Consider the following 19,154-nt stretch of genomic DNA (forward strand, 5'->3'; position numbering starts at 1 on the left):
GATCAATATGAAATCTAGATGGAGTTGGCTTGGCTGCCTATTGTTGTTCATTCAAGGTCTTGATCTTAATGCTCAGGATATTCCGGTCCCCTCGCCGGAGGAGCAACGACCCGGGGGCGAAGCCACTCAATCTAGAGCTGTGAGCCGAGGTGTTTTACAACAATTCTCGGCCACGCTCCCCCTTGATGCACGCATGGACGTGACATTAGGTCGCAGTATTTTCAATAAATTATGGGTCTCTTCACCGTCATCGACCACGGCCAGTGATGGCTTAGGTCCTCTATTTAATGCACGTTCCTGTGCAGGCTGTCATTTACAAAATGGACGAGGACGTACACCAGATACTCACCAAAATGAAGATAAAGCGGTTTCTTTACTGTTAAGGTTGAGTGTTCCTCAACCTGAATCTATGTCGCCTGCACACGCTGAACAATATAAAACACTAGGGCTCATACCTGAACCAGTCTACGGCGCTCAACTGCAGAACTTTTCAGTGCAAGGATTGCCCGCCGAAGGGCAGTTGAAGGTGTCATATGAACCACTATCTGTATTCTTTGCGGATGGAGAAGAGGTCATTCTGCAAAAGCCGATTTATTCAATTGAGTCATTAAGTTACGGCGAATTGTCTACCGGGGTTCGCATGTCTGCCCGCATTGCTCCCCCTATGCATGGATTGGGTTTATTAGAAGCAATATCTGAAGACGATTTGCTGGCGAACGAAGCCTCAGAGGCTTGGCTGGAGCTGGGAATCAATGGTCATTTGAATCGGGTATGGGATCGTCAGCATCAACAAACTCGGATTGGCCGTTTCGGATGGAAAGCGCTGCATCCAAGTTTGCATCAGCAAAATGCAGCCGCTTTATTTGAAGACATAGGGATCTCGTCAACATTTTTTCCTGAAGGTTTTGGGGCTTGCACTCCAGCGCAGAGCCAATGCCTCGGTATGCCAGATGGCAATAGTCCACATCTTGATGGAGTCGAAGCCTCGAACGCCATGGTTGATCTTCTCACAGCCTATACACGTCACCTTGCCGTCGTTGACCGGCTTGAAAGTGACGATGAGACGCATCGGCAGGGACGCCAGCTTTTTTATGATGTTGGTTGTCATGCTTGCCACCGCCCTTCGTATCAGACCGCTTCTAGCGCCCCTGAAGGCTTGGCCGATTTGACGATCTGGCCTTACACTGATCTGCTGTTGCACGACATGGGAGATGGTTTGGCTGACGATCACGCAGAGTTTGATGCCAAAGGACGGGAGTGGAAAACACCTCCTCTTTGGGGAGTAGGTTTAGCGCCTGAAATCAATGGCAGTCGACACTTGCTGCATGATGGTCGAGCTCGAAACGTGCTCGAAGCCATTCTATGGCATGGTGGCGAAGCACAGATGGTTCGAGATAGGTTTTTGGCCTTGGACAAGACCTCAAGAGAAGCATTATTACTGTTTATAGAATCGTTATAACTATGAGAGCTTTATCATGAATCGATACAAGTCTGCGATTCGGCGTTCGGTTTGTGCCCTAGGGTATTTAGGAATTGTCTGTTTCTTACCTGTGATGGCGCAAGAGCCTGATTGGAGTTCAGTAAATGCAACGCTCGTTCATCAACATGTGATGCCACGCTATGCCTCTATGGCTGAGTCGTCTCTGCAATTACAGCAGAGTCTAGAGGCATTTTGCCAAATGCCCACAGAGTCGAATTTGGTCTTGGCTCAAACGGCCTATCGTCATGCCATGTCGGATTGGCAGGCAGTTCAACATATAGGCTTTGGTCCTGTGACGCTCTTTATGCGGAACTATGCCCTACAATATTGGCCAGACAGACGCAATACCACACCGAATCACCTACGCGCAGCATTGGCTGATCCAGAGGCTGTCTTTGATGATACGTTTTTTAGCAGTGTTGGTATCAGTTTGAAGGGATTTCCAGTAATAGAGCGCGTGTTGTTTACTGAGGAGGGTGTGTCTGTGTTTCAAGAGCCTCGTCCAGAATGTCGTTTTATTCAAGGTGTTTCTACATTGGTTGCGAAAACTGCGGATGAGATTTCATCCGAGTGGAAGATTTATTCTCAAACTCTTTTACAGCTAAATGAAGATACTCATTATCGTACAGCAGATGAAGTCGCTACGCTGTTTATGAAGTCTTGGGTCGAACCTGTGCAAGTCATTCTTGAGCAGAAAATTATAGCGCCCTTGGGTGACTCGCAGGATAAAACCCGATGGCAAAGGAGTGAGTCTTGGCGCAGCGAGCAATCGATAGAGAATCTACGTGTAAATGTGAAAGCCTTGCATCATTTCTACAGTCTGATTGGACCTTTTAGCGTAAAGGACTTACTCATTGAGCAAGAGCAAAAGTCATTGGCACAGGAAATCGACGATGCTTTTGTATCGATAATCACCAATCTTGATGCGTTGCCAGAGGTGCAAGAAACTCAAGTTAGCCTTGAACAGTTCGAGGCACTGTCGACTATTGCTCATGACCTATCCGCTCTGCAAGATTTGCAGGGCAGGGCGATGCAGGTATTAGGCATACGTTTGGGATTTAACAGCCGTGATGGAGATTAAGCGTCGACAACTTTTAGGATGGTTGCTTGTTGCTCCTTTGTTAGGGAGGGCGAGTATGTTAAGGGCCGAGTCTTTCGCCTTAGGGCAGATACATGCGCCCATACGGCTGCTATCGGCCGTTAAAACGGCTGAAGGCCATATGGGCTTAACGCTCTTCTCAAGCCAAGGTCAGTCGTTGTTGACCTACTTGTTGCCAGACAGAGCCCATCAAGTCATTGTCCATCCTTTTAAGCCTTGGCTATTTGCAGTGGCACGACGTCCTGGAACTTGGTTGGAGGTTCTTAACTATGAAACAGGTCAGCAGGTCGCGCGTATAGGAGCCGAAGCGCATCACCAATTCTGCGGTCATGCTCAAATTACACAGGACGGTCGTTGGTTGCTTACCACCGAGCAATCGGATCAACAGCCGATGGGCAGTATTGTGGTTCGTGATATTGAAAATGACTTCAGTGTTCATCAACACTGGTCATCTGGGGGGATTGGGCCTCATGAACTCAAGATCGCCCCAGATCAAAAGCGGTTGGTGGTGGCCAATGGCGGCATTTTGACTGAAGGTCGAGTCAACGTGAATGTCGACGATATGCAGCCTTCACTCAGTTACATAGATCTTGCCAGCGGTGAGTTGATTGAAACCATCGTAATGGAGGAGGTGTTTCATCAAAGTGGTATTCGTCATATTGATGTGTCGCCATCTGGGCAGGTGATTATCGCCATGCAGTACGAAGGACATCCAGCCGATCAGATGCCCTTGATTGCCAGCCATCAAGCCTTTCAACCATTAAGGGTCTTCGATATCCCCCCAGTCATCCATAGTCAGTTGAAGCAGTACGGCGGAAGTGCGTGTTTTGATGTTTCTGGTGGTTTTGCTGCCGTGTCTGCTCCTAAAGGGGGCTTAGTCACTTTTTGGAAAATGCCTGAAGGACGTTTTCAAGGAAGTGTTTCGATCGCCGATGCTTGTGGTTTGGTAGCAGATAATCAAATCGGACACTTTATTGTCAGCAGTGGTGCAGGCGGGCTCTATCGAGTGGATGCTGTTCATCTTCGCCGTGAATTGATTCAGTCAGAGGAAGCAATGAGTATGCACTGGGATAATCATTTGAGCCGCTGGGGCTAAGAGCAAGCGTCTCGTTTAGGACAGGGGGGGCTACACAGTCCGCTGTTGGACGTGTATTAGACGAAAAAAAACCGTAGAGGCGGAGTGGAGTTCGTCTCTACGGTCTAATGTGCTTTCGCACGTGAACTTGTACCTAAGCACGTGTTCAACCTGTCAATGAGGTTTTATAGTAGTGCTAATCATTATCATTTGCAACACTTTTATCAAATAATTACATCTGCGATTGCAAATAATTTGGTAAGCCAATTTTACTGATCAGGCCGAGTTGCTGCTCTAGCCAATGAGCGTGATCTTCTTCAGTATCTTTTAAGAGTACCATTAGCATATCGCGCGTTTGGTAATCCTGAACACTTTCGCAAAGACTGATAGCCGTTTTCAGCTGTGCGCCGACTTCATATTCAAGGTTAAGATCGTACTGAAGCATTTCAGGTACTTCTTTGCCTATGTGAACAGGTCCGCGCGTTGATAAATCAGGTGCGCCACCGAGCAGTAGAATACGATCGATAAGTAAGCTCGCATGCTCTTTCTCGTCATCAAACTCATGCGCAATACGCTCATACAGCTTGTTCAAACCCCAGTCTTGATACATTTTGGAGTGCACAAAGTACTGATCCATTGCGGCTAACTCGCTGCCAAGTAAGGTGTTCAGTGTTGTGATTACTTTTTCGTTGCCTTTCATCCTATGCCTCCGCTTACATCATCGACTGTAAATAGTTTTCAGTGCCCAGTGAATCAATCAACTGGAGCTGGGTTTCGAGCCAATCGAGATACTCTTCTTCGTATTCGAGGAGATCTTCGAGGAGTTCACGGCTCACATAGTCCGCTGCGGTTTCGCACACGAGAATGGCATCTTTCAACAATGTGAGCTCGTCGGTTACAAAACCTAGATCGGCTTCCAACATTTCTTTCGGATTTTCGCCGATACGTAAACGATCAAGATGCTGTAAGTTGGGTAAACCTTCAAGCAACAAAATACGCTCAATGAGCTTATCGGCTTGCTTCATATCTTTGATGGATTTTTTATAGGCTTTTTCGTTCAGCTGTTCGAAGCCCCAATTCCCAAAAATACGTGCGTGTAAAAAAAACTGATTGATTGAGGTCAGCTCGCAGGTCAGCACTTTATTGAGCTGCTGAATGACCGCTTTTTCACCTTTCATATTGGCGTTCCGTCTTTTGAATTAATCATCGAGAGCAGTGTAGAACTAATTGCAATAAAATGCAAAAAATTGATCTAAGTCATTGTTTTTTAAATTAAAGCTGAATGTTAATCGTTGTGATTAACATCGTTTGTTCAGTTGCCATTTCAGGCGTGTTATGGATTTCGTTCTGGCATTGAAAAAGACCATATATCCCGACAAACATCTAATGAAATTAGTTCCAAAGTACCATGTTGTCAGCATCCGCATCATCCTACTATCAAAAGGGTGCCAATTAAGACATCCATAACAACAAAAAGGAGTCGATTATGTGGACTAAACCTGCATATACCGATCTGCGCATAGGGTTTGAAGTCACTATGTACTTCGCAAACCGCTAAGCGCTAGGGGCGGCCCTCGTTGAGGGTCGCTTTTGCACCACTTCAGTATGAGATAATAATAACAATGCATATCCAGATTCTAGGTTCAGCGGCTGGCGGCGGCTTTCCGCAGTGGAACTGCAATTGTTCGAACTGCAACGGATTCCGTAAAGGAACATTAAAGGCGCAGGCCCGAACCCAATCCTCGATTGCCGTAAGTGCCGATGGCGAACGTTGGATTTTGTTTAACGCCTCACCTGATATTCGCGCTCAGCTTTCCGCGTTTGCCCCCATGCAACCCGCACGTGCCGTGCGCGACACAGGTATTCATGCCATTGTGTTAATGGATAGCCAAATCGATCATACCACAGGGCTATTAATGTTGCGTGAAGGTTGCCCACATCAGGTGTATTGCACTGATCGCGTGCATAAAGACTTAAGCAAAAGTTTCCCCATTTTCACGATGCTAAGCAATTGGAATGGCGGATTGGTTCATCATCCCATTGCCGTAGATCAATTTTCGAATCCGTTTGAAATTGCTGGCATTGAGGATCTTGAGTTAATTGCCCTTCCTATTCTATCGAGCGCACCACCTTATTCACCGCACCGCTTAGACCCTCACCCTGGTGACAATATAGCCGTCTTGATCCGCGATAAACGCAGTGGAAAATCACTTTTCTACGCTCCAGGTTTGCGTGATATCGATGCTGCGCTGACGCAGGTGATGGCCGAAGCTGATTGCTTGCTGGTCGACGGTACCCTCTGGCGTGAAGATGAAATGGCGTTTATGGGCGTTGGCGATAAGCTTGGCGTGCATATGGGACATTTACCCCAGTCCGGTGATGGCGGCATGATTCAGTTTTTAGAGCCGCTCACTAAACCCCGCAAGATACTGATTCATATAAACAACACCAACCCTATCTTGATTGAAGACTCACCCGAGCGAGCCGTGTTAGATGCCAAAGGCATCGAAGTCGCGTTTGATGGTATGCAGGTGCAGTTATAGAGCGGGACGAGATAGAACAGGTATTGAGAGTCCCGATAGTGATAAAACAGAATGCAACAGGATGAGGTGGTGATCTAGATGAAGCCCTTAGAAAAAGCCTTGAGTCGATCTGAATTTGAACAGGCCCTCCGTGACAAAGGTGCCTATTACCATATACATCATCCCTATCATAAAGCGATGTATGAAGGGCGGGCGACCCCCGAGCAAATCCGCGGTTGGGTGGCCAATCGTTTTTACTATCAAATCAGCATTCCGATTAAAGACGCGGCCATTATGGCCAATTGCCCTGATCGTGACGTGCGCCGTCATTGGATACAGCGAATTCTGGATCACGACGGTTATGACGGTGCCGAAGGGGGAATTGAGGCTTGGTTGCGTCTAGGTGAAGCAGTAGGGTTGTCACGTGAGGAAATACTCTCAGAAGAACATGTCTTACCAGGTGTGCGTTTTGCGGTGGATGCTTATGTTAACTTTGCTCGCCGAGCCACTTGGGAGGAAGCGGCAAGTTCATCTTTAACCGAGTTATTTGCACCGCACATTCACCAATCTCGGCTGGATGCTTGGCCAACACATTACCCGTGGATTAATGCAGAAGGCTATACCTACTTTCGTAATCGTCTGACGGAAGCGCGCCGTGATGTCGAACAAGGCTTAAAAATTACACTGGATTATTACCAAACGGCTGAGCAGCAGTCTCGTATGCTGGAAATCTTGCAGTTCAAGCTGGATGTTCTCTGGACGATGTTGGATGCCATGACCATGGCCTACGAACTGGACCGTCCACCCTATCACACTGTCACCGATCAAAGGGTGTACCATCGAGGGCTTTTTAAATGAACGCTGCCGTTCCTGCCATCAATCGCATGTTTCGTCTGCAATGGGAAGAAGCACAAGACGCGTGGGTGCTGCTCTACCCTGAAGGGATGGTGCAACTGAATGCCAGCGCGGCTGAAATTCTAACGCGGGTCGATGGCAAAAAAACGATTACGGAGATACAAACCGAATTGCTGACAAAATACCCGGAGGCTGAAGGGTTGGAGCAAGATGTAAACGATTTCTTCGTCCATGCGCAAACTCTTAACTGGATTCGCTATGTTTGAAACTGCCAAGCGTCGCCAACCCTTATGGTTGTTAGCTGAGCTCACGTACAAATGCCCTTTACAATGTCCGTATTGCAGCAATCCGCTTGATTTTGCAGCGGCTGGACAAGAGTTGACCACTGAACAATGGATTGATGTGTTTAGACAAGCGCGCAAGATGGGCGCGGCGCAATTGGGGTTTTCCGGTGGAGAGCCTTTGGTGCGTCAAGACCTCGAAATCCTCATTGCAGAAGCACGACGCTTGGGCTATTACACCAACTTAATTACGTCGGGTATTGGTTTGAATGCACAGCGGATTGCGCATTTTCATGATGCAGGATTGGACCATATTCAAGTGAGCTTTCAGGCATCGGATGAAGAGGTTAACCAGATGTTGTCTGGTTCGGCCAAAGCCTTTGCGCAAAAATTGAAAATGGCACGCGAAGTCAAAGCGCAGGGGTATCCCATGGTGCTGAATTTCGTGACACACCGCCATAATATCGATCAAATTGACCGCATTATTGAGCTGTGCGTAGAGCTAGAGGCCGATTATGTTGAGCTGGCGACCTGCCAGTATTATGGCTGGGCCTTTGAAAACCGTGAAGCCTTGTTGCCGACGCGCGCACAATTGGAACGTGCTGAACGGATCACCAACGAGTACCGTGAGCGTTTGGCGGCGCAAGGACATCCGATCAAACTTATTTTTGTGACGCCGGATTATTATGAGGAGCGCCCGAAAAAATGCATGAACGGCTGGGGTGAACTCTTTTTAACGGTGACACCGGATGGTACTGCCTTGCCTTGTCACAGTGCGCGTATGCTGCCCTTGACCTTCCCGAATGTGAAAGATCATAGTCTGTCTCATATTTGGAATGACTCTGAAGGGTTTAACTATTTCCGTGGTAAAGGCTGGATGAAGGAGCCCTGCCGCAGTTGTGATGAACAGGATGACGACCTTGGCGGCTGCCGTTGTCAGGCCTATATGTTGACAGGGGATATGCACAATGCGGATCCTGTCTGTTCTAAATCAGAGCATCATTCGCTTATTTTAGAGGCACGCTTAGCGGCGGAAGCTGATGTGTCAGCAACGGCGATGACGTTCCGTAATGAACGTAACTCCCGCGTGTTTTTAAAAGGGTAATACATGAAAAACGTGCCCTCAGCCGAGAAAGTCGTGCAGGGCTTTAAAGAATACCATTCGGTTTCAGCTACGCCCCAGGGGGTGGCATGGGTGGAGTTTAACCCTATTACGGGTCGTAACCGTCTTTTTCTGAGTGAGCTCGGTAGAATCGCCGCTATTACCCCTGAAGAGGCGAGCGTTCGCAGCCGAGTCAATGAGTATGGCGGCGTGGCTTGGACAAGGGTGGATAATGCCTTTGCTTGGGTCAATGCCGCGGATCAGCAAATTTGGATCAGCCCTTATCCCGCAGACGATTCTATCCTTTCGAGTCCTGAGGTGAGTGTCCCTTTAACCTCGACGCCACAGCGGCGCTTTGCTGACCTTGTCTATGATGCACAACACCAACGTCTGCTGGCAGTTTGTGAGATGGCGGTGGATGAAGCGTCCGAGCCGCAACAAAGTATTGTCTCGATTGACTGCACGACTGGAGCCGTTTTGGATATTCTGCAGGGTGCCGACTTCTATGCTTACCCGCGTTTGAGTCCTGATGGCAAGACGCTGGCCTGGATTGAATGGCAACATCCGCATCAACCTTGGTTGTCCACGCAACTTTATTCAATCCAATTGGAAGATGGCCTTCCTGTCATTTCCACTCAGACTCAGGTGGCCAATAACGCCAGTTGGTTGCAGCCACGCTTCTCACCTAAGGGCGACTTGGTGGCGTTGGGCGATCCTGACAACTGGTGGAATCCGTATGTATTTAAGCAAACAGAGCAGGGCTATCCCCAAGCTTCGCCTTTGCTGGATGAGATCCTGCCCGTCGAGTTTACAACCGCCCCTTGGGCACTGGGTTTGAGCACCTACGCGTGGGATGAGCAAGGGCATCTCCATGCGTTGGTGCAGGAACAAGGCTACAGTCGCTATTGGCGTTTTGATGCACAAACGAAGGCTAAGCATTCGGTCACCTCGCCCTTTTCACGTCTAAGCAGTCTGAGCCTAAGCTCAACCCATGCGTATTGTGTTGCAGAGAGTGAGGATCGTTATCCAGGTGTCGTCGCATTGGATCTTGTCGAATTGACTTGGCAGATCATCGTGGGTGCGGACACGCCCGAACATCCAGTGAGCTTACCTCTGCCGTATTGGATCAAAACCACAAACGCTTGTGACGTGCAAAGTTTTTACTATCCGCCCCTCACACCGCCTTCACAACTGACACAGGAGCCGAGCGCACCGCCTTTAATTCTGCTCACACATGGTGGCCCGACATCGGCAACCTATCCCGTGCTAAACCCCCGTGTTCAATACTGGACATCGGCGGGTTTTGCCGTGGCCGATATTAATTACCGTGGATCCTGCGGTTATGGACGCGAATTTCGATGCACCTTGGCGGGTTGCTGGGGGCAGGCTGAGGTTGAAGATGTTGAGCACTTGGTTGATCAGCTCGTGGCCAAGGGTATGGCTCACCCTGAAGCGTTGTTTATTCGTGGTCAAAGTGCGGGCGGCTATACCACCCTGATGGCACTGATTCACTCTGCGCGTTTTAAGGCGGGTGCCAGTCTCTACGGTGTCAGTGATCTGCTGCCTCTGCATGCGCATACCCATAAATTTGAGTCTCATTACTTGAGTTGGTTGGTGGGAGATGAGTCGGAAATGAGTCAACCGGAGCGTTCACCTGTCCACCTTGCACATGCCTTACAAGCGGAGGGGGTTATTTTCTTTCAAGGATTACAAGACCCCGTCGTGTTGCCTGAACAAACCCATGCCATGGTAGAAGCGCTCAAAGCAGCGGGTAAGGCTGTAGAGGCCATTTACTTTGCGGATGAAGCGCATGGATTTCGATTGGCTTTGCATCAGCAACAGGTTTTGGAGCGGGAGTTGGCGTTTTATATGGGGTTTCTGTTTTAGCTGCTGATAATCTTGATATTATCCAGCATCCTTGATTTAGTGATAGGGATTTTAAACAACTTAACGCTAGATTTATGCGATAAATTTATTTACCATAGCTTCCAGCAATGATTGCGCTCAGGAATGAAGTTTAAACGTTATTAGGAAAAGACATGGAATTTAATCCGAAAAAAGCCATATTGATTGGTTTTACCTGCTTTGTATTGGCTGGTTGTTCTGCAAATCCAGCTCAGCAAACCCCTCAAAATATAGAATCAGATCAGGTACAAACAACAACTGAAGTATTAGATTCTGTTGTTGATGCACTGATGATATCTCCCCATCTAGAACTTAAGAAAACAGATGATGAGGCTTTATTAATAGAGTTTTCAAACATCCAAGCATTTAATTTTGATGGTTCACGCTTAAGTCATGAGCTTCAGACGGCATTGATTGATATAAGTAAAGTATTAATGCCTATCCCTAATCTCAGGATTAATGTTATAGGGCACACTGATAATTTAGGCAATGCCGAATATAACCAGGTCTTGTCTGAAAATCGTGCTAAACAGGTTGCAGATTTTTTACGTGAGCAAGGGCTTAATCCAGCATTTCTGACGACAGCAGGTTATGGCCCCGCCCATCCGATTGCGGATAACCGAACCGCAAAAGGGCGAGCTGCTAATCGTCGGGTAGAGTTGATGGTGTCTTTTTAATTGAGTTCGATTTAAAGAGTCCCAATATCTTCTTGATAAAATGCGTCCTAATGAAGCTTGAAAGGAGTTCAAGATGCGGATGGAGCTGAGTGTCGTCAGCAAGCAGCAAGCAGAATTACAAAACAAAAGTGTTGTTTTTGTAGACGGAGAGCCTTTGTCTATTGGTCGTGGTGTCGATAATCATTGGGTCTTGCCAGATGAAAATCTATATCTATCGGGTAAGCACTGTATTATCAATCTGAAAAATAATCGTTTTATTATTTCGGATTTAAGCACTAATGGTGTTTATTTGAACCATAGTGAAACGCCAATTGGCCGAGGCCGCTGCGCTGTTCTAAATAACGGCACTTTAATACGTATCGGCGATTATACTATTCGCGCTTCGATTGATGAATCGACGGTCAGAAAAGCGGACTCTATGATAAATCCCCTATCTGAGTCAGCCCAAGGCAGTGCGCTAAGTGAAATGTTAGTGGGTCAAACTCCAGTGGACAGCGCAATTGAAGTGTCATCCTCTTTTGCGGCTGATCATATTAGTCCAGAGCGAGTGAGTTTGGCGAGCTCGAAGACATATAACGTTACAGAGCCCCATATGCACCTGCCGGAAAATTGGTTAGAAGAATCCTTAATAGAAGAACCTGTAAGCGAAAACTCTATTATAGAAGAGCCTAGTATAGAGGAATCTATTATAGAAAAATCTGTTGTGGAAGCGTTAGCGCTCGGGTCGCCGCTCTTAGAACAGCAGGTACTGCAAGAAACCGTGATAGAAGACCTCCTTATAGATGAATTGGTTAGAGTGCCACCGATAAAGCAGCCAGTAACAGAAGAGCTGGATCAGACAAAACAGAATGAAATGATTGAGAGTGTTGCTGTTAATCACTCAGAAGATCCGATGCCTTTTCAGGGAACCGTATTTCATTCTCTGACTGAGGACGATAATGCGCTATTGACGCAAATATTATCCACAGCAGGGATTGATCCTGCGTTGGTGACAAATCCTCAAGAGGTTGCGGATCGATTAGGCATTCTTATAAAGTATTTTGCAAATGGGATGATTCAAACCTTAGCAACTCGCTCGATGGTAAAGCGAGAGTTTCGTTTACAACAAACGATGATACAACCAACCGACAATAATCCATTTAAATTTTCACCAACAGGTCGTGAGGCGCTCAATATTGCTTTGTTTTCCTCCTCTTCAGCTTATTTAAGTGGAGATCAAGCGGTTTCCGATAGTTTTAGAGATATTCAGGCGCATCAATTAGCCATGATGTCTGGGGTTCAAGAGGCCTTAATGAAACTGATGGAGCGCATTAACCCAGAACTCCTTGAAGGACGGTTTAATCAAAAGCCTAGACATTTTTCAGGTGTTCCTGGATTGAAAAAAGTGAATCACTGGCAGGAGTACAAAGAGTTTTATGAGGATTTAAAAGTGAGTATGCGTGACGATATTCAAGGATTTTTCATCAAGGAGTTTGGGATGGCGTATGAGCAGCAGCTTAAAAAAATCAGCTCTGACAGTTAAGCATTTTCTTATATTTTCCATGATTCTTATTACTCTAACGGGCTGTAGTCCAATGGAGGTGTTGCGCGTAGTTAGTTCACAGGAGGGAAAGTTTTTTGTCGATATTGAACTAATCGCTTCAAACGAGCTTAACCCCAATCATTCAGGTTTATCTTTTCCCGTCGAAGTTCAGGTTTTTCTAATGACGAATGACCGAGAATTTAAGCGAGCTGATTATTTTGAATTTCATCAGTCGAATACCCGAAGCAAGACAGATTTAGAAAAGTCTGTTGTGTTGAGACCGGGTGAGGTTATGCCTGTTCGCTTCGAGATTAACGAAGTGATTCGTTATGTTGGTATTGTGGCTGCCTTTCAGGATATTGATCGTGCAGTTTGGCGTGATGTCGTACAAATAGGCGATAACCGAGGCTTCCTTGCTAAGTATTTGAGTTTTAATAATCGGGTTCAATTGCGCGTTCACCTTGATGGAACTGAGGTTTATTTTGAAAAATAAAGGGAAGTATTTTAATGAATTGGTATAAAAAGGTTGCATGGACCGAAGGGATGTTTATGCGTCCACAGCATTTTCAGCAGCAAGACCGTTATTTTGAAAAGTTTGTAAACTTGAAAACAACGTCGCTTGGTGGCTTTGCGTGGGGAGTTATGCACCTTATTCTCGATCAAGGAGCGTTGAAGATTGGTAAGGTCATGATTAGCGAGTGTTCTGGTATTTTTGAAGACGGAACACCCTTTGAAATGCCAGGCACTGATCCGCTCCCCGATGCGCTGGATATCAGTGAATTAAAAGAAGGTGATTTGATAAACCTCTGCTTACCCTTATGGAAGAATGGCGCAGTGGATATGGATCGGTCGCAGCAAGATGTCAGCCATGCACGGTATCGTATCGAAACCCATAACATTGCGGACTCTGTTGCTGGACGTGGTCAGGTGGCCGATATTGATATAGCCCATAAAAAGTTGAGGTTATTACCTGGGCGGTCGGTACACCAACACATGACAACGCTTACGATTGCTCAAGTCAGATCCGTATCAGGGAATAGCATTGAATTAGAGAGCGAGTTTGTACCACCAACGCTCCATACTCGTGGAAACTCGACTTTAAGTTCCTATGTACGAGAGATCGCAGGACTCTTGTCACTGCGAAGTCAGTTGTACGCTCAGCGAATCCTAAATGCGGGCACTGAAGGTGCCGCGGATATTTCTGATCTTATGCTGTTACAGATCTCAAATCGATATAAGGTCTTGTTTGATCATTATGGTCAACTAGAACACATTCATCCCTTGGTTGTATACGAGCAAGGCCTTAGCCTTGCTGCGGAGCTAGCGACGTTTACATCAGATACTCGGCTGCCAAAAGAGCTTAGAGCTTATGATCATAAGCAACTAAAGGTCTGTTTTGTGGAGTTGATACGAGAACTGAATCGATCGCTTAGCACTCTGTTGGAGCAAAATGCGTATCGTATCGAACTCGAAGTGAAGAGTTATGGGGTTCGTGTTGGCCAGATCCCGAGTAATGAGCTGTTTGACCGTGCGTATATATTGGTTGTTACCTCAGATATGCCGAAAGAAGACTTGAGAAACAAGCTGCCGACACATTTGAAAATCGGCCCAGTGGAGTACATTACGCAGCTTGTTAATCGTCATTTGCCCGGCATAAAAATTGAACCTATGCCGGTTGCACCGCGGCAAATTCCCTACTATGGGGGAGCTGTTTATTTCGAATTACAAGCTCAGGGTAAGCACTGGGATAGCATTAGCGCTAATCGGTCAATCGCACTTCATATTGGCGAGCAGTTTCCAAATCTTGAAATGGATTTGTGGGCGATTAAATATTAACTCAGGGATGATCAATGGCATTTATCAAAGATAGAACAGTTATGATTCCCACCCCAGGAGGGCGTGGACGATTTGACACGAGTCCAGAGGTTCAAATGGAAGTCTCGTCTTCAATCATCTCAGTTGAGGAGGTTTCACAACTATCGAGTGGTTTAAATGTGTTGGAGAACAGCGCATTTGAGATCTTATCTCTGTTGCCATCCATCCGAACCCAGACAACAGAGCTAAGTGCGGATCTCCTAAGAATGAAGTTGATCGCAATGGTGGAGTCCTTTGAAAAATCAGCCTATGAGGCCAATTTGGATTCAAAGGAAGTTGAAATTGCTCGTTATATTTTATGTGCAACTGTTGATGAGCTTGTCATGAACACACCCTTAGGTGAAGAAGCTCAATGGAGCCGACATTGCCTGCTAAGTCATTATCATGGAGAAACCTGGGGGGGCGAAAATGTATTTGTCATTCTTGGTAATTTAAATAAGAACCCACACAAAAATATAGATTTATTGGAGTTGATATACATTTGTATGTCCCTTGGGTTTGAAGGGAAGTATGCCGTAGAGCCTGATCGACTAAGCCAACTGTATGAGTTAAAAAAGAGTCTCTACCACACACTGACTCAAATTCGAGGAACGACACCTAAAGCCCTGTCCCCACATTGGAAAGGGGAAGATACACTTGCTAAAACTTTGCGTAGTTATTTACCTCTTTGGGTTGCGGCCGTATTTTTAGTTGCAATGGCTTGTATGGTGTATTTTTACTTGTTGATTCATATTAATGATCAATCAAGTATTGCGTTACGCAGTGCATCTAGGGTGCTTACCGAACAGCACAGTCAGTTTAAAGTGCAACTTCCGCAAGTGAATGAGTCTGTATTTATTCGAGTCAGCCGTTTGTTTGCCCCAGAAATTGAGAAAAATCAAATTCGTTTGTCTGATCGTTCGCAACAGATTCGCATTGTTATTAACTCAGATTTGCTTTTCCGTTCAGGGAGTGCTGAGTTAGAGCCTGAATATGCAGCTCTGATTTCCTATATGGGGAGAGAGTTGATGAGTGAGCAGGGACGGATTTTGGTCGAGGGTCATACGGATAGTATTCCTATTAACACCATCAGATTTCCATCCAACTGGCACCTATCTCAAGCAAGAGCGGAGCAGGTAAAGCGCTTGCTTGAACAAGCGGGTAAAGAATATGGACGTTATCAGATCGAGGCTAGAGCGGATACGCAACCGCTAGCAAATAATGCGACGCCTGAAGGGCGGGCACAAAATCGACGAGTTGAACTTGTACTTTTACCAGAAACGGATTGGCGATAATGAAAGGGAAATCTGAATGAAGATGTTTTTTGGCAGCTTTCTCAGTGTCGGGAGCTTATTAAGTTTAGTCGCACTGGGGTTGCTAAGCTTAATGATTTGGTTTGTTTTGCCTGCATTAACGATGGGGGGCGCCGAGCCTTTTCAATCAATGCTGACACGAGCGAGCATGATTGTATCGTTATTTGTGATGAGCTTTGCTTACAAGTTGCGGGGGTGGCTTGCTGATCGCAATCGTAATCAGAAATTAGAAAAGGCTGTCGTAGAAGACCCATCTCAGCCAGAAAGTGAGTCTACCGATCCTGCTGAGTTTAAAACCAAGTTTGAAGAGGCCATTAACCTATTAAAAAAACTAAAAAGTCCTTCTAGTAAGGGGCATTATTTATATAACTTGCCATGGTATATGTTAATTGGCCCCCCAGGGGTGGGTAAAACAACGGCACTGATTAATTCAGGATTACACTTTCCTTTGATGGATCGCTTTGGCGCTGCAGTTCGTGGCGTTGCTGGAACGAAAAGTTGTGATTGGTGGTTTACAGATCAAGCGATTCTGATTGACACGGCGGGTCGTTTTACGACCCAAGATAACCAGGTTGACCGAGACAAAAAAGACTGGAATACCTTTTTGTCGCTTCTTGTTAAGTACAGAAAACGTAAACCAATCAATGGCATTATCGTCGCTTACAGTGTTGATGATTTGGTGAGTAAGGACGAAGCGGATCTTATTGCTGACGCGAAGATGATTAAGCGTAGGGTGTATGAACTGTACGATACACTGAAAATTAAGTTCCCCGTTTACTTAGTCCTCACCAAACTCGATGTATTACCGGGTTTTGATGAGTATTTTGCCACCTTAGACAATGAAGGCCGAGAGCAAGTTTTTGGAACTACGTTCAAGTTATCGGAGCAGGATGTTGATCCCGTCAGTCGTTATTTGATTGAACATCGACTCTTAGTCGAGCGTTTGCAGGTCAAAGTATTGGATGTACTTAAGCAGGAGTCCGATCAGTCTAAACGAGATGCGGCTTATATATTCCCACGAATGATGGCATCCCTGCAGGATCGAATAGCACTATTGATTGATAGCAGTTTTACAGCCACTCGGTTTGAACAGCCGATTATGTTAAGAGGGGCTTATTTTACCAGTGGTAATCAAAACGGCAGTGTGTTGGATAAAGTCATTAGTGGGCTCTCTGCCCATTTAGGGCGAGCGCGATCATCGGAAAATCGCCCAGGAAAAAGTTTTTTTATAAAGCATTTGCTTCAAGAGGTTGTGTTTAAAGAAGGGGGTCTTGCGGAGCAGAACACTCGCTTTGAAAAAATACGATCAACACTCTACGTTACGATCTGTGTATCCATGTTATTGGCAACTATTGGTATGTCGGTTTTGTGGTATCAAAGTTATTTAAAAAATACGGAATATCTGCATCAGTTTGAAGTCGCCATTGTTGAAATTGAGCTGTTGAGCCAAAGCCTAGCGGAAAGTGACCATAGTTTAGAACGGATACTGCCCGTGCTGCATAAAGCCCGTGATTTGCCTTTTGGTTATGCAAAGTTAAATGAAAAGGAAAGTTGGCTTAAAGGGGCTGGATTAAACCAGACGGGGAAAATGCAGAGTGAGGCCGTTGCATTGTATGAGCGCTCTTTACTGAATGTATTACTACCAAGATTTATTTTCTTTATTGAAAATCGACTGCTTCATGCGCAGGAGACTACCTACGATGATTTAACGATGTATCAAATCTTAGAGGGGAGTGTTGAAAGGGATGATGATTTTATTCGGCGTTACCTACAGCGTGTTGTGTCTAAAGAAGGTCAAATGCCGGGAGACGGTTTAGGCCAGCATATTTTTCACCTGCTTGATATCTTGCCCAATCACTACGCGCCCTCGTTGAATCAGGAGTTATTAGAACATGCCCAACGTAGAGTCCTGCAGCAGCCTGCGGCGAATCGCTTGCTGGATCAGGTACAACACGAAGCGAAACGATTGCAGCTACGGCCTTATCATTTGTTGGATTTGGTCGGCAGTCAGGGGGTGTTGATTTTTTCCGTTCAGGGAAAAAGTATCCAAGATACGTTAATAGAGAGCCATTTTACACGTCAGGCTGCTCAGCTTTTTTTTGCTGAACAAACTGACCATCTCGCTCGAATCATTTCAAAAGATGCGCAGGTGCTAGGTTATGACTCAATGTTGGAGGAACGTTATAAAACGGATGTGTTTAGGCAGTATCTGCAGCAGTATCAAGAAGCGTGGTTACACGCTCTGCAATCCATTGAGTTAACGGATACAGCGGATTCACAAGCAAAAATTCGAACGATTGAAACCTTGACTCAAGCAGGGTCTCCGCTCACTCAGTTACTTAGCATGGTTCGAAGCAATACTGAGTTTTCGGCACTCTTTGTATCACCGGAGATACTGATAGAACAAGGGCTCGATCTTAATTCACTTGACGAGTTGGCATTGCTGAATCAAGACTATTTCAACGTATTATCTTTGGAGACGATGCCTGTTTTACTTCATCTCCATCAGTTAGCCAACCCCAATGACGCGGGCCAATTTGAGCGCTTGTCGCAACTTTACGTCCAGCTAAATGAATTGAGTGTTTTTTTGAAGGGACTGCAAGGCAGCATCAACTTAGAACGCGCAGCATGGATGCAAGCCAGTCAACATCAAGGGATGAGCGATGTGGTGACGCGATTGGAAAATGAGATGTCCCGTCTGCCTGAGCCTATCTCAGGGTGGGTTGCGCAATTGATCAACTCTGCAAAAGCACAAACTGGAGCGCAAGCGCGTAGTTATATCCAAAATCAATGGTCTAGCAATGTTGTACCTGCGTGTCGCGATATGATTGAAGATAGGTATCCCTTCTCAACACACGCGTCTCGCGAAATGACCCTAAGAGACTTAACCACCTATTTTGCAGCAGGGGGAATTGTCGATCGTTATTTTCAAGAGTTTTTATCGCCTTATGTTGACCGCTCACGCACGCCATGGCGTTGGCAGAAGATAACGGGCTTCGAGTCCGTGGGGGTGAATACCTTACTTAGGCAAATCGAATTAAGTCATCGAATTCAAAACATGTTTTTTGGCCCTGGTGGGCAAACGCCGTCTCTGAGCTTTGAGTTGGTGCCCAGAGATGTCGACCCTAGCATTTTAAAGGTCACTTTAGTTGTTGATAACGAAGAGTTGAGCTATTCGCACGGGCCGAAATTAGGACGTCGATTTACTTGGCCTTCTGCAAATCTGAGCACCCAGTCATTTGCGCGCTTGGTCATTGAAACAGCCGAAAACTCTGAATCGTTGACAGAGCGAGGCGAATGGTCATTGTTCAGGTTGTTTGATAAAGGACAGATCACGTCATTGGACAGTGAGCGTTACTTGCTTGAGTTCAGAACTCGCAAGGGCACTCCCTTGTCTTTCGAGTTGATTGCGGGAAGCGTCTACAACCCGTTTGATGCAAATTTATTTAAATCCATCAGGTGTCATTGA

17 protein-coding genes are annotated in these 19,154 nt (G+C 46.1%); 15 read left to right on the forward strand and 2 right to left on the reverse strand.

All coding sequences use genetic code 11. From position 1 onward, the window contains the following. Positions 1-7 precede the first annotated feature (7 nt). The 3 genes from DN062_RS06005 to DN062_RS06015 are packed head-to-tail and all read left to right on the forward strand — an operon-like array spanning position 8 to position 3,675. A complete protein-coding gene (locus DN062_RS06005; RefSeq protein ID WP_112158408.1) occupies positions 8-1,459 on the forward strand; it encodes a di-heme oxidoreductase family protein in 1,452 nt (483 codons plus the stop codon). 16 nt (positions 1,460-1,475) lie between these two features. Then, positions 1,476-2,561: an imelysin family protein gene (locus tag DN062_RS06010; RefSeq protein WP_112158409.1), complete on the forward strand. Its 1,086-nt coding sequence runs from the start codon at positions 1,476-1,478 to the stop codon at positions 2,559-2,561. Next, the gene (locus DN062_RS06015) at positions 2,551-3,675 is read left to right on the forward strand and encodes a DUF1513 domain-containing protein (RefSeq protein WP_112158410.1); all 1,125 of its coding nucleotides are present in this window, start codon (positions 2,551-2,553) and stop codon (positions 3,673-3,675) included. Before DN062_RS06010 ends, DN062_RS06015 begins: the two co-directional genes overlap by 11 nt. Before the next feature lie 211 nt (positions 3,676-3,886). On the opposite strand, the gene bfr (DN062_RS06020) is transcribed toward DN062_RS06015, so the two are convergent. Then, complete coding sequence (gene bfr / locus DN062_RS06020; protein ID WP_112158411.1) at positions 3,887-4,354, reverse strand: bacterioferritin; 468 nt, start codon at positions 4,352-4,354, stop codon at positions 3,887-3,889. Positions 4,355-4,367: 13 nt separating this feature from the next. Next, entirely contained in the window at positions 4,368-4,832 is a 465-nt protein-coding gene (bfr, locus tag DN062_RS06025) for a bacterioferritin (RefSeq protein ID WP_112158412.1), read from the reverse strand. Between the two features lie 308 nt (positions 4,833-5,140). Between bfr (DN062_RS06025) and pqqA the strand changes: the two genes are divergently transcribed. The 12 genes from pqqA to tssM all read left to right on the forward strand — a co-directional run bounded on the left by pqqA (position 5,141) and on the right by tssM (position 19,154). Then, the gene (gene pqqA / locus DN062_RS06030) at positions 5,141-5,212 is read left to right on the forward strand and encodes a pyrroloquinoline quinone precursor peptide PqqA (RefSeq protein ID WP_003243383.1); all 72 of its coding nucleotides are present in this window, start codon (positions 5,141-5,143) and stop codon (positions 5,210-5,212) included. 64 nt (positions 5,213-5,276) lie between these two features. Continuing rightward, positions 5,277-6,197 carry a pyrroloquinoline quinone biosynthesis protein PqqB gene (pqqB, locus tag DN062_RS06035; RefSeq protein WP_112158413.1) on the forward strand — a complete coding sequence of 307 codons (921 nt, stop codon included), beginning with the start codon at positions 5,277-5,279 and terminating at the stop codon, positions 6,195-6,197. Between the two features lie 78 nt (positions 6,198-6,275). Continuing rightward, the gene (gene pqqC, locus DN062_RS06040) at positions 6,276-7,034 is read left to right on the forward strand and encodes a pyrroloquinoline-quinone synthase PqqC (protein WP_112158414.1); all 759 of its coding nucleotides are present in this window, start codon (positions 6,276-6,278) and stop codon (positions 7,032-7,034) included. After that, positions 7,031-7,297 (forward strand): pyrroloquinoline quinone biosynthesis peptide chaperone PqqD, encoded by a 267-nt coding sequence (gene pqqD, locus DN062_RS06045; RefSeq protein ID WP_112158415.1) that lies wholly within the window; start codon positions 7,031-7,033, stop codon positions 7,295-7,297. The genes pqqC and pqqD overlap by 4 nt, the downstream gene beginning before the upstream one ends. Then, the gene (gene pqqE / locus DN062_RS06050; protein ID WP_112158416.1) at positions 7,290-8,417 is read left to right on the forward strand and encodes a pyrroloquinoline quinone biosynthesis protein PqqE; all 1,128 of its coding nucleotides are present in this window, start codon (positions 7,290-7,292) and stop codon (positions 8,415-8,417) included. The genes pqqD and pqqE overlap by 8 nt, the downstream gene beginning before the upstream one ends. Positions 8,418-8,420: 3 nt before the next feature. Beyond that, positions 8,421-10,301: a S9 family peptidase gene (locus DN062_RS06055; RefSeq protein ID WP_112158417.1), complete on the forward strand. Its 1,881-nt coding sequence runs from the start codon at positions 8,421-8,423 to the stop codon at positions 10,299-10,301. A gap of 152 nt (positions 10,302-10,453) precedes the next feature. After that, a complete protein-coding gene (locus DN062_RS06060) occupies positions 10,454-10,996 on the forward strand; it encodes an OmpA family protein (protein WP_112158418.1) in 543 nt (180 codons plus the stop codon). A 73-nt stretch (positions 10,997-11,069) separates the two neighbouring features. Next, positions 11,070-12,518 carry a type VI secretion system-associated FHA domain protein TagH gene (tagH, locus tag DN062_RS06065; protein WP_112158419.1) on the forward strand — a complete coding sequence of 483 codons (1,449 nt, stop codon included), beginning with the start codon at positions 11,070-11,072 and terminating at the stop codon, positions 12,516-12,518. Beyond that, positions 12,481-13,011: a type VI secretion system lipoprotein TssJ gene (gene tssJ / locus DN062_RS06070; protein ID WP_112158420.1), complete on the forward strand. Its 531-nt coding sequence runs from the start codon at positions 12,481-12,483 to the stop codon at positions 13,009-13,011. Before tagH ends, tssJ begins: the two co-directional genes overlap by 38 nt. Before the next feature lie 14 nt (positions 13,012-13,025). After that, complete coding sequence (tssK, locus tag DN062_RS06075; RefSeq protein ID WP_112158421.1) at positions 13,026-14,354, forward strand: type VI secretion system baseplate subunit TssK; 1,329 nt, start codon at positions 13,026-13,028, stop codon at positions 14,352-14,354. 14 nt (positions 14,355-14,368) lie between these two features. Beyond that, a complete protein-coding gene (gene tssL, locus DN062_RS06080) occupies positions 14,369-15,667 on the forward strand; it encodes a type VI secretion system protein TssL, long form (RefSeq protein ID WP_112158422.1) in 1,299 nt (432 codons plus the stop codon). A 16-nt stretch (positions 15,668-15,683) separates the two neighbouring features. After that, positions 15,684-19,154, forward strand: coding sequence for a type VI secretion system membrane subunit TssM (gene tssM / locus DN062_RS06085; RefSeq protein ID WP_112158423.1), 3,471 nt, complete (start codon positions 15,684-15,686; stop codon positions 19,152-19,154).

The sequence above is a fragment of the Nitrincola tibetensis genome, assembly GCF_003284585.1.
In the GTDB taxonomy this organism is placed as follows: Bacteria; Pseudomonadota; Gammaproteobacteria; order Pseudomonadales; family Balneatricaceae; genus Nitrincola; species Nitrincola tibetensis.